The organism is Pseudomonas atagonensis (assembly GCF_011369485.1).
GTDB classification, from domain to species: Bacteria; Pseudomonadota; Gammaproteobacteria; order Pseudomonadales; family Pseudomonadaceae; genus Aquipseudomonas; species Aquipseudomonas atagonensis.
In genome coordinates this window covers 18,722-32,976 of sequence record NZ_VXCA01000029.1, presented here as the reverse complement: position 1 = coordinate 32,976, position 14,255 = coordinate 18,722, and the positions used below count along the sequence as shown (strand labels likewise).

The 14,255-nt window shown below is 61.1% G+C and carries 12 protein-coding genes; 2 read left to right on the top strand and 10 right to left on the bottom strand.

Annotated features, from left to right (window positions below):
- Positions 1 to 268: 268 nt before the first annotated feature.
- Positions 269 to 3,337 (bottom strand): efflux RND transporter permease subunit, encoded by a 3,069-nt coding sequence (locus F2P67_RS20860; protein WP_166223132.1) that lies wholly within the window; start codon positions 3,335 to 3,337, stop codon positions 269 to 271.
- A 6-nt stretch (positions 3,338 to 3,343) separates the two neighbouring features.
- Positions 3,344 to 4,444: an efflux RND transporter periplasmic adaptor subunit gene (locus F2P67_RS20855; RefSeq protein WP_166223129.1), complete on the bottom strand. Its 1,101-nt coding sequence runs from the start codon at positions 4,442 to 4,444 to the stop codon at positions 3,344 to 3,346.
- A gap of 94 nt (positions 4,445 to 4,538) precedes the next feature.
- Between F2P67_RS20855 and F2P67_RS20850 the strand changes: the two genes are divergently transcribed.
- Positions 4,539 to 5,174, top strand: a complete 636-nt coding sequence (locus F2P67_RS20850; RefSeq protein ID WP_166223126.1) for a TetR/AcrR family transcriptional regulator — start codon at positions 4,539 to 4,541, stop codon at positions 5,172 to 5,174.
- A gap of 110 nt (positions 5,175 to 5,284) precedes the next feature.
- Here F2P67_RS20850 and F2P67_RS20845 read toward each other — a convergent pair whose 3' ends face one another.
- Complete coding sequence (locus tag F2P67_RS20845) at positions 5,285 to 6,067, bottom strand: class I SAM-dependent methyltransferase (RefSeq protein WP_166223123.1); 783 nt, start codon at positions 6,065 to 6,067, stop codon at positions 5,285 to 5,287.
- A gap of 93 nt (positions 6,068 to 6,160) precedes the next feature.
- On the opposite strand from F2P67_RS20845, the gene F2P67_RS20840 reads away from it, so the two are divergent.
- The gene (locus tag F2P67_RS20840) at positions 6,161 to 6,781 is read left to right on the top strand and encodes an energy transducer TonB (protein WP_166223120.1); all 621 of its coding nucleotides are present in this window, start codon (positions 6,161 to 6,163) and stop codon (positions 6,779 to 6,781) included.
- Between the two features lie 3 nt (positions 6,782 to 6,784).
- Here F2P67_RS20840 and F2P67_RS20835 read toward each other — a convergent pair whose 3' ends face one another.
- The 7 genes from F2P67_RS20835 to ppc form a co-directional block, all read right to left on the bottom strand.
- The gene (locus F2P67_RS20835; RefSeq protein WP_166223117.1) at positions 6,785 to 7,477 is read right to left on the bottom strand and encodes an extensin-like domain-containing protein; all 693 of its coding nucleotides are present in this window, start codon (positions 7,475 to 7,477) and stop codon (positions 6,785 to 6,787) included.
- Positions 7,478 to 7,479: 2 nt separating this feature from the next.
- Positions 7,480 to 8,301, bottom strand: a complete 822-nt coding sequence (locus tag F2P67_RS20830; RefSeq protein WP_166223114.1) for an isocitrate lyase/PEP mutase family protein — start codon at positions 8,299 to 8,301, stop codon at positions 7,480 to 7,482.
- A gap of 31 nt (positions 8,302 to 8,332) precedes the next feature.
- Positions 8,333 to 9,193, bottom strand: coding sequence for a DUF72 domain-containing protein (locus tag F2P67_RS20825; RefSeq protein ID WP_166223111.1), 861 nt, complete (start codon positions 9,191 to 9,193; stop codon positions 8,333 to 8,335).
- On the bottom strand, positions 9,193 to 9,501 hold the full coding sequence (locus tag F2P67_RS20820; protein ID WP_166223108.1) for a hypothetical protein: 309 nt from the start codon (positions 9,499 to 9,501) through the stop codon (positions 9,193 to 9,195). The genes F2P67_RS20825 and F2P67_RS20820 overlap by 1 nt, the downstream gene beginning before the upstream one ends.
- Positions 9,502 to 9,811: 310 nt before the next feature.
- On the bottom strand, positions 9,812 to 10,486 hold the full coding sequence (gene tsaB / locus F2P67_RS20815) for a tRNA (adenosine(37)-N6)-threonylcarbamoyltransferase complex dimerization subunit type 1 TsaB (RefSeq protein WP_166223105.1): 675 nt from the start codon (positions 10,484 to 10,486) through the stop codon (positions 9,812 to 9,814).
- Between the two features lie 92 nt (positions 10,487 to 10,578).
- Positions 10,579 to 11,226: an adenylate kinase gene (gene adk / locus F2P67_RS20810; RefSeq protein ID WP_166223102.1), complete on the bottom strand. Its 648-nt coding sequence runs from the start codon at positions 11,224 to 11,226 to the stop codon at positions 10,579 to 10,581.
- 290 nt (positions 11,227 to 11,516) lie between these two features.
- Entirely contained in the window at positions 11,517 to 14,147 is a 2,631-nt protein-coding gene (gene ppc / locus F2P67_RS20805) for a phosphoenolpyruvate carboxylase (RefSeq protein ID WP_166223099.1), read from the bottom strand.
- Positions 14,148 to 14,255 lie beyond the last annotated feature (108 nt).

Below are 14,255 nucleotides of genomic sequence, written 5' to 3'. Positions count from 1 at the left end.
GCGACCGTGCGGCGCAGCCGCATGCATCGAGAGGAGGTGCAGCGAAGCAAACCGTAGGCGATGCGCCCGGATCGATCCCGGAGCGAAGGAACCCCGAGCCCGAGCGAGCGGGCCGGACGTCAGGGCACAGACCTTTGGTTCCTTTGGGGCGTTTGCCAAAGGGACTCGCTGTAAGAGCGAAACCGCCAGCGGCAACACCCGCAGAACGGATATTCACCCGAAACCCAAGAACAGGGTCGGCCCGAAGGCCGCCACGTCAACCCCAAGATCAACCCTCCCGCCGAACCCGGAACCAAGCCGCATACAACGCTGGCAAAAACAAAAGTGTCAGCGCAGTCGCCACAATCAACCCGCCCATGATCGCCACCGCCATCGGCCCGAAAAACACACTGCGCGACAAGGGAATCATCGCCAGCACAGCCGCCAAAGCCGTCAACACAATCGGCCGAAACCGCCGCACCGTCGCCTCGATAATCGCCTGCCAGGGCTTAAGCCCGGAGGCAATGTCCTGCTCGATCTGATCCACCAGAATCACCGAGTTACGCATGATCATCCCCGACAGCGCGATCGTCCCGAGCATCGCCACAAACCCGAACGGCTGGCGGAACACCATCAGAAACAGCGTCACCCCGATCAACCCCAACGGCGCCGTCAAAAACACCATCGCCGTGCGCGAAAAACTGCGCAACTGCACCATCAGCAACGTCAGCACCACGACAATGAACATCGGCACCCCCGCATTCACCGACTTCTGCCCACGCTCCGAGTCCTCCACCGTGCCACCGACATCCAGCAGATAACCATCCGGCAACTCGGCGCGAATCGAATCCAGCGTCGGCATGATCTGCTTCACCAGAGTCGCCGGCTGCTCCTTGCCATAGATGTCCGCCCGCACCGTCACGTTCGGCAGACGATTACGGTGCCAGATGATGCCTTCCTCGAAACCGTATTCCAGCGTCGCGATCTGCGACAACGCCACACTGCGACCGTTATCTGTCGGCACCGCCAGACTCGGCAGCAACGACAACTCGGTACGCTCATGCACTGTGCCCCGCAGCAGAATCTCGATCAGCTCATTGTCTTCGCGGTACTGACTGACGCTCGACCCGGTCAGCGAACTCTGCAGAAACTTCGCCAGATTGGCTGTACTCACCCCGAGCGCGCGGGCACGATCCTGATCGATGTTCAGGTAGACAACTTTGCTCGGCTCCTCCCAATCCAGATGCACATTAACCACATGCGGATTCTCGCGAACCTTGGCCGCGACCTTGCGCGCCAGTGCACGGACTTCCTCGATGTGCTCACCCGTCACACGGAACTGCACCGGATAACCGACCGGCGGACCGTTTTCCAGCCGCGTGACCCGCGAACGCAGCGCCGGGAATTGCTCGTTCAACGTGTCAATCAACCAGGTGCGCAGCGCCTCACGCTCCTCGATGGTTTTCGCCAACACCACAAATTGCGCGAAGCTCGCCGCCGGCAATTGCTGATCCAGCGGCAGATAGAAACGTGGCGAACCGGTGCCGATATACGCCACATAATTGTCGATACCGGCGTGATCCTTGAGCATCGCTTCAAGGCGCTTCACTTCACCGGCGGTATTGGCCAGCGACGCGCCTTCGGCCAGTTTCAGATCGACCATCAGCTCCAGCCGGTTCGAAGCCGGGAAGAACTGTTGCGGGACGAAACGGAACAGCATCACCGAGGCAATAAACAGCCCGACAGTCAGCACGATCACAGTCTTGCGATGCGCCACGCACCACTCGACCAGACGACGCACGCGCTGATAGAACGGCGTGCCGTACGGATCCGGCTGACCATCCCCCGTGCCGTGCTTGGCTGCGTGAATTTTCGCCAGATCCGGCAGGAGTTTTTCCCCCAGGTACGGCACGAACATCACCGCCGCCACCCAAGACGCGAGCAGCGCGATGGTCACTACCTGAAAGATCGAACGGGTGTACTCGCCGGTGCCGGACTGCGCGGTGGCAATCGGCAAAAAGCCTGCCGCGGTGATCAACGTACCGGTGAGCATCGGGAACGCCGTGCTGGTCCACGCATAGCTCGCCGCGCGGATACGGTCGAAGCCCTGTTCCATTTTGATCGCCATCATTTCCACGGCGATGATCGCGTCATCCACCAGCAAACCCAGCGCCAGTACCAGCGCACCGAGGGAGATCTTGTGCAGGCCGATGCCGAGGTAATACATGCAGGCGAAGGTCATCGCCAGCACCAGCGGAATCGTCAGTGCGACGACCATGCCGGTGCGCACGCCGAGGGAGAAGAAACTCACCAGCAACACAATCGCCAGTGCTTCGACCAACACCTGGACGAACTCGCCGACACCGGTCTTCACCGCAGCCGGCTGATCGGAAACCTTGCGCAACTGCATGCCGGCCGGGAGGTTTTTCTGGATCCGCGAGAACTCGCCTTCCAGCGCTTTACCCAACACCAGAATGTCGCCGCCGTCCTTCATCGCAACGGCCAGACCGATGGCATCTTCGCCCATGAAACGCATGCGCGGCGCCGGTGGATCGTTGAAACCGCGACGCACGTCGGCGACATCAGAGATGCGGAACGTACGATCAGCGACGCGAATCGGGAAGTTCTTTATCTCGTCGACTGTCTGAAAATTTCCCGAAACTCGTAGCTGCAATCGCTCACTACCGGTTTCAAAGAAGCCTGCGGTGGACACCGCGTTCTGCTCCTGCAGCGTTTGTTGCACCGCTGCCAGCGGCAAGCCGAGGGTCGCCAGTTTGACGTTGGACAGTTCGACCCAGATTTTCTCGTCCTGCAAGCCGAGCAAGTCGACTTTGCCAACATCCTTGACCCGTTGCAGCTGGATCTGGATACGGTCGGCGTAATCCTTGAGCACCGCGTAATCGAAACCGTCGCCGGTCAACGCGTAGATATTGCCGAACGTGGTGCCGAACTCATCGTTGAAAAACGGCCCCTGAATATCTGGCGGCAAGGTCTGGCGGATATCACCGACCTTCTTGCGCACCTGATACCAGAGGTCGGGGATTTCCTTGGAATGCATCGAGTCGCGGGCAATAAACGTGACCTGGGACTCACCGGGGCGCGAGAACGACACGATGCGCTCGTACTCGCCGGTTTCCATCAGTTTCTTTTCGATGCGTTCGGTGACCTGGCGCGAGACTTCCTGCGCGGTCGCCCCTGGCCAGCGGGTCTGAATGACCATGGCTTTGAAGGTGAATGGCGGGTCTTCACTCTGGCCGAGCTTGGTGTAGGAAAGCGCGCCCACAATGGCCAGAAGAAGCATCAGGAACAGCACGATCTGGCGATTACGCAGCGCCCATTCGGAAAGGTTGAAGCGCATCGGGACTTACTCCTTGTCCGCCAGATTGACCACGCGGTTGGAGCGATCCACCGGACGCACTTGCTGACCTTCGAGCAACACGTGAACGCCGGCGGCGACCACCCAATCGCTGGCGTTCAGGCCTTCGAGCACCGGCACGGTTTTTTCGCCGAACGGGCCGATGCGCACGGGCGTTTTGCGCAGGGTGTTGTTGGCGCTGACTACCCAGACGTACGTCGCACCGTTTTCTGCGGTCAATGCCGACAGCGGCACCGACAGCGAAACGGAGTCCGCCGATTGCACAAATACCCGGGCACTCTGGCCCAGTTCCGCCGGGACTTTGCCGCTGGTGAAAGAGATGCGCGCCGCGAAGGTTCGGGAGCGCGGATCGGCAGCGGGCGACAGTTCACGGATCTGCCCGGCGAAGCGCTGGTTCTGCTGCGTCCACAGCTCGACCGTCACCGGTTGACCGACCTTAAAGCGGCCGAAGCTCTGTTCCGGCAGGCTGATCAACACTTCACGTTCGCCGTCGGTGGCGAGGGTAAACACGGTTTGCCCGGCAGCGACGACCTGGCCGACTTCAACCGATCGCTTGGCTACCACGCCATCCTGGGGCGCACGCAGCACTGCGTAACTGGCCTGATTGGTCGAAACGTTGAATTCAGCTTTGATTTGTTTGAGGCGGGCTTCACCGGAACGGTAAAGGTTTTCCGCATTGTCGTAGGCGGAGCGGCTGACCATCTGCCGCTCCATCAGGGTTTTGTAGCGGTCGCGTTCGGCGCGTACCAGATTCAGATTGGCTTCTGCGGCGGCGACCTGAGCGCGGGTGGCTTCCAGTTGCAGGCGTACGTCTTGCGGATCGAGTTCGGCGAGCGGTTGATCAGCCTTCACGCGCTGGCCTTCATCGACCAGTCGTCGGCTGACTTTGCCCCCGATCCGGAATGCCAGATCGGGTTCGTAACGGGCGCGCACCTCGCCCGGATAACTTTCCATCGCCTGCGCCGAAGGCTCTGGCTGCACCACCATGGCCGGTCGCACGCTGACTTGCGTCACCTCTTCCTTGCCACATGCCGACAATAAAAACACCAGACTGACTGGCACCGCAAAGGACAACGCATGGCGGAACATGGTGAAGGACCTTTCGCTAAGGAGGCTTGGAATAATTATACTGGCCGGTATGTTATTAATAGCAAACTCACCAGTCCAGTATTAAAAGCGAAGAATGTCGAACAATCTTTCAGCTCCAAACGGCCCGGGCCGCCCCAAGGATCTGGCCAAGCGCCAGGCGATCCTCGACGCGGCGAAAATTCTGTTTCTGAGTCATGGCTACGCCAACACCAGCATGGACGCGGTGGCCAGCGAGGCAGGCGTGTCGAAGTTGACGGTTTACAGCCATTTCAACGACAAGGAGACGCTGTTCTCCGCCGCCGTCGTGGCCAAATGCGAGGAACAATTGCCGCCGCTGTTCTTCGAATTACCCGAAGGCATCGCCGTAGAAAATGTGTTGCTGAACATTGCGCGGGGTTTTCATCACCTGATCAACAGCGATGAATCGGTGAATCTGCATCGCCTGATCATGGCGTTGGGCAGTCAGGATCCGAAGCTGTCGCTGATCTTCTTCGAGGCCGGCCCGCAGCGCATGGTGCAGGGCATGGAGCGATTACTGACACGCATCCACGAGACGGGCGCGCTGAGCATCGATATACCGCGCAATGCCGCCGAGCATTTCTTCTGCCTGATCAAGGGCGCGGGGAATTTTCGTTTGTTGTATGGCTGCGGCGAGCCGTTGAGCGAAGAGGCTTCAGAGAGCCATGTGCAGGAAGTGGTGGCTTTGTTTATGCGCGCCTATCGGCCCTGAATATTTGGTGTTTGGGCTGGCCCTATCGCGAGCAGGCTCACTCCTGCGGTGGATGTTTGTACGGATCCATTGTAGGAGTGAGCCTGCTCGCGATAGGGGGCGACGCGGTTTTAAGGTTTGAGCGCTTTCTTCGGATAGATGTCGTAACGGCTCGATTTGCCATCCAGCGCATGGCTTGGCTTCGGCCCTTCAATGCACGGTGCCTTGCGCGGGCGCTTGACCACCACCCGGTGCGTCGCCAACGCCAACGCCGCTTCGAGCAACGCCGGTGCGTCCGGATCATCGCCAACCAACGGCCGGAACAGACGCATTTCCTTCTTCACCAGCGCGGTTTTCTCACGATGCGGGAACATCGGGTCGAGGTAGATCACCTGCGGCGACTCGCCTTCCCAGTTGCGCATGACCTCGATGGAGTTGCCCTTGAGCAATTTCATCCGCGCCACGATCGGTGCGACGTCGAAATCTTCCGCGCCACGCGCCAGACCATCCTCCAGCAATGCACCGATCAACGGCTGACGCTCGATCAGGCTCATCTCGCAACCGAGGCTGGCCAATACGAACGCATCCTTGCCCAGCCCCGCCGTGGCATCCAGCACCCGCGGACGCACGCCTTGGGCGATGCCGACAGCCTTGGCGATCATCTGGCCGCTGCCGCCGCCGTACAACCGACGGTGCGCCGCGCCGCCCTCAACGAAGTCCACGCGCACCGGCCCCGGTGCATCCGGGCCAAGTTGCTGGAGCTGTAAACCCTGCTCGCCGACCTGCAAGGCGAATTCGCCGTCGGCCACCTCGAGCGGCAGTCCCAGACGCTCGGCCCACTGCTCGGCTTGCGCTTCATACGTCGGGCCGAGGGCCTGAACATGGATGCGGCAGGCCGCGGGTTGCTCAATCATGGAAAACACGCTCAAAAAAGTTAAGGATCGGCAAAATCCGCCGATAACCCAATCAACGCGCATTTTGCCAGAGCTGAGCGTCAACCGAAAAAAATGTCAGGCATTCTTTCCACATCGATCGGCTACATCTCGCCCCATGGCGATTTCAGCCGTCAAAATACTCAAGCACTGAGCGGCGTCAGTCACCTGTGGCAGGATTTCTTTGCCCAGGCCCTGGCCGAACAGTCGAGTGATGTGGTTCCCGCCTGCGGCACGTTTCCACCGGTTGACCTGAGCAGCCCTGAAGAACCGACCCTTGGCAGCGAGTTGCACGCGCACATCGTCAGCCAGCGTGAATGCAACGTCGTCGAAACCGAAGTGCGTCCGCCGGAGCCTTTGTTCCTGCCAATTGCCGAGTTCGAAACGGAACTACTGGACAAGCCGTTCCCGCCGTTCCCGCCGCAAGAACTCAAGGCTCAGCAAGAGCAGCAGGACTTCGACAGCAGTTGGGTGCGCCCGATTGTGATCAACAACGGGCAGCCGATTCCGGAACCGGGTGCCGCACCGCAAAAGCGTCCGCTGTACCTGCCGATTGCCGAATTCGACCTCGATCTGCTGCAGAAGCCTTACCCGCCATTCCCGCCAGAAGAAATCGCCGAACAGCAGAAAGCCCTCGATTTCGATAACGGCTGGGCGCGCCCGATCGTTCTGCAGAACCTGCGCATCGCCGCCTGATCCTCAGCGACACACGCTCCAGCGCCCGACATCGACATGAAAGTGATTGCGATGGGCGGCGTTGTAATCCGGACTCAACACCACACTGAACGACTCGCAGGCGCCGTCGCGCACCTGACGGAGAAACGCTGCGTCCTGATTTTGCCGGGGCCAGTCCTTGAGCACGCTTATGTTGCGACCGCTGGCCAGACGAAAACCGGCGATGTCCAGCGCATCGGCGCTGGCATGGCGGCTCAGTGCCCCACTCTCGCGGTTGTAGACATTGCGGCAGGCGAAGCTGCCAAGGTGCTCGAGGCGCGCGACCTTTTCGCCATAAACGGATTGCGCGGCAGGTTGAAGGGTATGGCGCTCGAACATCGCGTAAGCCACCGCCAGCGGACAACTGGCGAGGAAGCTGCTGCTCAGCGCCACCTCGCCACCCTGCACGCGCAAGGCGCCGATCAATGGGCACTTGGCGTCAGGACTGTCGGATTGCCGCGTGACAAGCAGATCAGAGCTGCTCAAGGCCTGGGCACAGAGTTGCGCATCACTGCGCAAACGCATCAGCTTGTAACCGGTCATCCAGTTGGGCGTGGCTTTCACGTCCAGTGGTGCCCACGGGTTCCACTCGGCCGGTACGTCCAGCCATCCGCGCCACACACTGGCAGCGGCGGTGCCGATGATCAGCACCACGCTCAGTGCAATCCAGCGCCCCATGCTCAGCCCTTGAAGAACTGATTGGCCTTGGCGTACGGCATCGATTGCGAGGTGAAGCCAAACGTGCCGGATTGCTGGATCTCTTCGGCTGCCCGGAAGAATTCACCGAACGCCGCCAGCGCCAATGCCGAACCGGTGCTGATGCGCTTCACGCCCATTTTTTCCAACTGCTGCACAGTGAGTTTCAAACCGCCGGACATCAACACGTTGACCGGTTTCGGCGCCACCGCACGCACCACCGCCAGCACTTCTTCGGCGCTGCGCAAACCCGGCGCATACAGCACATCCGCGCCCGCGTCGGCGAACGCCTTCAAACGGCGAAGAGTGTCGTTGATATCGGGATTGCCATGCAGGTAGTTCTCCGCACGGGCGGTCAGCAGGAAGGGAAATGGCAGCGTGCGTACGGCGGCAACGGCGGCTTCGATCCGCGCCACGGCGTGTTCGAAACAATAGATCGGCGCGTCCGCACGGCCCGTCGCATCTTCGATCGAGCCACCGACTGCACCTGCCTCAGCGGCACGCAACAAACTCTTCGCGCACTCGGCCGGGTCGTCGGCGAAACCGTTTTCCAGATCCACTGCCACCGGCAAATCGGTCGCCGCAACAATCGCGCGGACATTGGCCAAGGTGTCATCGAGACTTAAGGCACCATCGGCTTTGCCCTGAGAAAACGCATAACCGGCACTGGTGGTCGCCAGCGCTTGATAACCCAGACTGGCGAGCATTTTTGCCGAACCGGCATCCCACGGATTGGGAATGACGAAAATCCCCGGACGTTCATGCAGGGCTTTGAAGGCGTGGGCTTTGCGGGTTTGAGCGTCCATCGGCAGGCTCCAGGGCAGGAAAAAATCCGCCTCAGAGCAGGCCAAGTTGCTCCGCGGCGGGTTCTCTGTATAGCTCAGGCAAGGATGGCAAGCCAGGCAAACGTTGCATCAATTGTGCGTGAAAACGTTGCGCCAGCTTCGCCGCCAACAAGTTGTCGGCGGTGTGCAGGAAGATGTACGGCGTGCGCCCCTCTTCGATCCACTCGGCGATTTTCGCCACCCACGGCACCAGGAACGTGTCGTTGGCCTCAAGCTCGGGGTGGCCGATGAAACGCACCTGCGGGCATTGCGTAAACGCCGCCGGACGCGTCGGCACCCGAGGCTTTTTCGATTGGGCGTGGATCACCGAGGACTCTGTCGACAGGCAACTGAACAGCGCGCGCGGATCAAGGCAAATACGCTCCACGCCACGATCCAGCAGCAGACGATTTAGCAGCCGCTCGCTCTCGCCTTTGGCAAAGAACTGTTCGTGTCGCACTTCCACCGCCAGCGGGCAGTCCAGCGCATCGATGAAGGCTGCGAGTTCTGGCAGTCGTTGCGGCGTGAAGCTTTTCGAAAGTTGCAGCCACAGCGGCGCTACACGCTCGCCGAGGGGTTTGAGCAATTGCAGAAAGGTTTCGGCGGCGGTCAGTTGATCGCGCAAGTCGCCACTGTGGCTGATGTCACCGGGAAACTTGGCGGTAAAGCGAAAATGCGCAGGCATGATTTCGGCCCAACGCTGCACAGTGGCGGGCGAAGGGCTGGCGTAGAAAGTCGTATTGCCTTCAACGGCGTTGAATACCTGGCAGTAGAGACCGAGGAAGTCGGAGGTTTTGGCGTCTACCGGGTACAGATACTCGCGCCAGGCATTTTCGCTCCAGGACGGACAACCGAGGTAGTAAGGCAGATCCATCAGATGTACAGATCGAGGCCCAGCACGTCCGCATCCCAATCGACAAAACCGGCAGTGCTCAGGTAGCTGGCCAGGGCCATGGCTACGCTCTTTTTCATCGCACGGTGGTAGATCATGTCTTGTTGGCGGGCAGGCAGATTGCTCAGGCGTTGTGCCGAGGCTTTGGCAGCGCGGGCGGCCAGTTGCTCTTCGGTCGGGAATTCCGGCTCGCCGTCGATATCGTCGACGGACTCATCCAGCGCCACATTGCCTTTGCGAGGCTTGCGCTTGATGGGGTAGGACTGAGAGGAAAGGCCGTCTATACGCATAAATTCATGCTCGGTATCGATGATGGCAATTTAGCGGCACTTGACCGACTTAGCAAACCGCCGAGTGATAACTAGAACACATAAAGCGCAAAAGGTTTAAAGCGCGGGGTTGGAAACTGACGATTGGCAGAATCTTAAAATCCATGCGCAATTTCACATGTCTCCTATGGCGAGGGGATTCATCCCCGTTGGAGTGCGCAGGACTCCCTGCGCTTTTTCAGTGACACCGCATTCTCAGGATCGATGACTGCTGCGCAGCCGAACGGGGATAAATCCCCTCGCCACAGGGGCATCGCAAACAGGCAGAAGATCAGCGGGCCTTGGGCGTGGCCACTTTGTCGCGCAGGTAAACCGGTTGCGCGTCGTCCGCCGGGATCGACTCGCCGCGCGCCCAAGCGAAACGCGCCAGCGTCAGCAAGTCTTCGGCGTGAGGCAGCATGCCGGCATCGGAACCGGTCAGGTTGACCGCGATGCGCTCGCCATAACCCCAGCCGGTACCGGCACCGAACCAGTCGCCGCTGGCATCGGCCGGCAGAGCCGCGACTTCTGGCGGCAGCACCGCTTCGGCACCGACGAGGCGCATCTCGCCGGCCGTCTCGCGGTAGCAGCCCCAATACACTTCATCCATCCGCGCATCGATGGCGGCGGCCACCTGGCTTACGCCATGCTCGCGAAAGGCGCGCTGCGCCAGCACGGCGAGGTTGGACACCGGCAACACCGGGCGATCCAGCGCAAACGCCAGCCCCTGCACCACACCGATGGCGATGCGCACACCGGTAAACGCCCCCGGCCCGCGACCGAAGGCAATCGCGTCCACCGCTTGCAACGTCGTGCCGGCGTCGGCCAGCAGTTGCTGAATCATCGGCAGCAGCTTCTGCGCATGCAGACGCGGGATCACCTCGTAATGGCTCGTGACCTTGCCGTCATGCAGCAAGGCAACGGAGCAAGCTTCAGTCGCGGTGTCCAGGGCCAGCAAGGTGCTCATCGATGTTTCCAAAACAGGTGGGGGAAAAGGGCGTCAGTATAAACAACTACGGCCCGCAAGCGGGCCGTGGATGATGCAGCAGGTCAGACTTTTCAGCTCAGCGCTTCAAGCACCTTGGCGGTGATCGCTTCAACCGAACCGACGCCCGGGATGTGGCTGTACTTCGGCTTGCCGTTGGCAGCCGACAGCTTCTGGTAGAAGTCCACCAGGGGCTTGGTCTGCGAGTGGTAGACCGACAGGCGATGACGCACGGTTTCTTCGGTGTCGTCCTTGCGCTGCACCAGCTCTTCGCCGGTGACGTCGTCCTTGCCAGCCACTTTCGGCGGGTTGTAGACGATGTGGTAAACGCGGCCGCTGGCCTCGTGAACGCGACGGCCGGCGATACGCTGAACGATTTCTTCGTCTTCGACAGCGATTTCAACGACTGCATCCAGCTCAACGCCGGCAGTGACCAGTGCCTCAGCCTGCGGAATGGTGCGCGGGAAACCGTCGAACAGGAAACCGTTGGCGCAATCTGGTTGAGCGATGCGGTCTTTGACCAGCGCGATGATCAGGTCATCCGACACCAGGCCGCCGGCATCCATGATGCTCTTGGCTTGAACGCCCAGCGGGGTGCCGGCCTTGACCGCAGCACGCAGCATGTCGCCGGTGGAGATTTGCGGAATGCCGAATTTCTCGGTGATGAACTTTGCCTGAGTACCTTTACCGGCCCCGGGAGCTCCCAGCAGAATGACGCGCATCGATGTGCTCCTCAATTTTTTATATAGAAAACAACAGGATTCGCCTCTTGGGGCCAATCTTGAAAAAACGGGTCGTGGCCGCACAAACGGCCAAAGGCTGATCAAGATACACAGCAGGCTGCGCCCACACAAGACGCCAAAAGTCGGAGAAACCGACGCCCGCCGCGACCCCGCAACGTGGTGCCCCAAGTCGCAACCCCATCATTAACTGTCGCCTGACGGCACTTTCCCCTTGAGTTTGGCAAGGCCGTCGACGCGCGCGCCGACGCCCCTGCCCCGCCTCAAAAAACTCATCCGGTATTGCGCAAACCGGCGGCAATCCCCGCCACAGACACCAGTAACGCCTGTTCCACCGGGCTGCCCTGCTCGACATTCTGCCGCCGCGAACGGGCCAGCAGTTCGGCTTGCAATAGATGTAGCGGGTCGAGGTAAGTGTTGCGCAAACGGATGAATTCGAGGGTGTCCGGGCTATGTGCCAGCAGCTGCGACTGCCCGGTCAGCCCAAGGACGACGGAACACGCCTGCGACAATAGGTCGCGTAAGTGCGCGCCCAATGGCAGCAGATCCGGCTCGACCAGACGCTCGTCGTAGGACAGCGCGATGTCCGCGTCAGCCTTGGCCAGAACCATTTCCAGCATGTCGATGCGCGTGCGGAAGAACGGCCATTGCTCGCGCATCTGCCCCAGCAGTTCGCCCTCCCCGCGCTCCAGCGCTTTGCTCAGCGCCGATTCCCAGCCGAGCCAGGCCGGCAACATCAAGCGCGTCTGGGTCCAGCCGAAAATCCACGGGATCGCCCGCAAGCTCTCAATCCCGCCGGCGCGGCGCTTGGCCGGACGACTGCCGAGGGGCAAGCGACCGAGTTCCTGCTCAGGCGTTGACTGGCGGAAATACTCGACGAACTGCGGATTTTCCCGCACGACCTGGCGATAAGCGCTGACACCGTCGGCGGCCAATTCATCCATCAGATGACGCCATTCAGGGGTTGGCGGCGGTGGCGGCAGCAGCGTTGCTTCAAGCACCGCCGCCAGATACAGATTGAGGTTTTGTTCGGCGATGTCCGGCAGGCCGAATTTGAAACGAATCATTTCCCCTTGCTCGGTGGTACGGAAACGCCCCGCCACCGAACCCGGTGGCTGCGACAGAATCGCCGCGTGGGCCGGTCCACCGCCACGGCCGACGGTGCCGCCACGACCGTGGAACAGCAGCAGTTCGACTTGCTGCTCGCGGCAGATTTCCACCAGCCGTTCCTGCGCCCGGTATTGCGCCCATGCCGCGGCGGTCGTGCCGGCGTCCTTGGCCGAGTCGGAATAGCCGATCATCACTTCCTGCGGGCCTTGCAGCCTTGCGCGATAGCCCGGCAACAGCAACAGACGCTCCATCACCGGCCCGGCGTTATCGAGGTCGGCGAGGGTTTCGAACAGCGGTACCACGCGCATCGGCCGCAGCACGCCCGACTCTTTGAGCAGCAGTTGCACGGCGAGCACATCGGAGGCGGCGCCTGCCATGGAGATCACGTAGGAGCCAAGCGACGCGCCCGGTGCAGCGGCGATTTCCTTGCAGGTGTTGAGCACTTCGGCGGTATCGGCCGACGGTTTGAAATGTGCCGGCAGCAAGGGGCGGCGGTTGTTCAACTCGCGTGTCAGGAAGGTAATACGCTGTTCTTCATCCCAGTCTTCGTAACGACCCAGGCCGAGGTAATCGGTGATTTCGGTCATCGCCGCTGAGTGCCGCGACGAATCCTGACGCACATCGAGACGCACGAGGAACAGGCCAAACGTCACCGCCCGGCGCAAGCAATCGAGCAGCGGCCCGTCAGCGATCACGCCCATGCCGCACTCGTGCAGCGAGTTGAAGCACAGCTCCAGCGGATCGAGCAGGTCGCGATTGTTGTGCAGTACATCGGCGGGCGCCGGCGTTGTCGCCGTCAATGACGCATGGGCCCAGTTGCGCGTAGCGCGCAGGCGTTCACGCAATTGTTTAAGCACCGCACGATACGGTTCGGCGCTGTCGCCGGCCTTGGCCTTGAGGGCGTCGCTGGCCTGTTGCATCGACAGTTCGGCGGCCAGATGATCGACATCGCGCAGGTACAAGTCGGCAGCCATCCAGCGCGCCAGCAGCAACACTTCGCGGGTCACTGCGGCGGTGACGTTGGGGTTGCCGTCACGGTCGCCGCCCATCCACGAGGCGAAACGAATCGGCGCGGCTTCCAGCGGCAAACGCAGGCCCGTCGCATCATGCAGGGCCTTGTCGGCCTTGCGCATGTGGTTGGGAATCGCCTGCCACAGCGAGTGTTCGATGACCGCGAACCCCCATTTCGCTTCGTCGACCGGCGTCGGCCGCGTGCGGCGAATTTCTTCGGTGTGCCAGGCCTCGGCGATCAGTCGTTGCAGGGTATTTTGAATCTGTTCGCGCTCGGCACCGGTCAGGTCGCGATGATCTTGAGCCGCGAGTTGCGCGGCAATCGCGTCGTACTTCTGGATCAGCGTGCGCCGTGCGACTTCGGTCGGGTGCGCGGTCAGCACCAGCTCGATTTCCAGTCGCGCCAGTTGCCGCGCCAGCGATTCGGCGCTGTGTCCCTCGCTGCGCAGACGCGCGAGCAATTCCGGCAACACGCGGGACTCGAACGGTGCGGGCTGCGATTCTTCGCGGCGATGAATCAACTGATACTGCTCGGCGATGTTCGCCAGGTTGAGGAACTGGTTGAATGCGCGCGCCACCGGCAGCAGTTCGTCTTCGCTCAACTGATTGAGGCTGGCGCTCAGTTCGGCGTCCATCGAGCCACGCCGGTCGGCCTTGGCGCCTTTGCGGATCTGCTCGATCTTGGCGAGAAATGCTTCGCCGTACTGGTCTCGAATGGTGTTGCCCAACAGCTCTCCGAGCAGGTGAACATCTTCGCGCAAGCGTGCATCAATATCGGTCATCAGCAGTTCTCCAGCAGTTATCCGGACAGCTTTGAAAACGAGTGCATGGGCTAGAGAGTGCCGCTCTGCGCCGCCACTTACAAGCAGGCGACGAAGGGACTTTAAACC

Coding starts and splice junctions, on each gene's coding strand:
- F2P67_RS20860 (WP_166223132.1), bottom strand. CDS start 3,337: ATGCGCTTCAACCTTTCCGAATGGGCGCTGCGTAATCGCCAGATCGTG.
- F2P67_RS20855 (WP_166223129.1), bottom strand. CDS start 4,444: ATGTTCCGCCATGCGTTGTCCTTTGCGGTGCCAGTCAGTCTGGTGTTT.
- F2P67_RS20850 (WP_166223126.1), top strand. CDS start 4,539: ATGTCGAACAATCTTTCAGCTCCAAACGGCCCGGGCCGCCCCAAGGAT.
- F2P67_RS20845 (WP_166223123.1), bottom strand. CDS start 6,067: ATGATTGAGCAACCCGCGGCCTGCCGCATCCATGTTCAGGCCCTCGGC.
- F2P67_RS20840 (WP_166223120.1), top strand. CDS start 6,161: ATGTCAGGCATTCTTTCCACATCGATCGGCTACATCTCGCCCCATGGC.
- F2P67_RS20835 (WP_166223117.1), bottom strand. CDS start 7,477: ATGGGGCGCTGGATTGCACTGAGCGTGGTGCTGATCATCGGCACCGCC.
- F2P67_RS20830 (WP_166223114.1), bottom strand. CDS start 8,301: ATGGACGCTCAAACCCGCAAAGCCCACGCCTTCAAAGCCCTGCATGAA.
- F2P67_RS20825 (WP_166223111.1), bottom strand. CDS start 9,193: ATGGATCTGCCTTACTACCTCGGTTGTCCGTCCTGGAGCGAAAATGCC.
- F2P67_RS20820 (WP_166223108.1), bottom strand. CDS start 9,501: ATGCGTATAGACGGCCTTTCCTCTCAGTCCTACCCCATCAAGCGCAAG.
- tsaB (WP_166223105.1), bottom strand. CDS start 10,486: ATGAGCACCTTGCTGGCCCTGGACACCGCGACTGAAGCTTGCTCCGTT.
- adk (WP_166223102.1), bottom strand. CDS start 11,226: ATGCGCGTCATTCTGCTGGGAGCTCCCGGGGCCGGTAAAGGTACTCAG.
- ppc (WP_166223099.1), bottom strand. CDS start 14,147: ATGACCGATATTGATGCACGCTTGCGCGAAGATGTTCACCTGCTCGGA.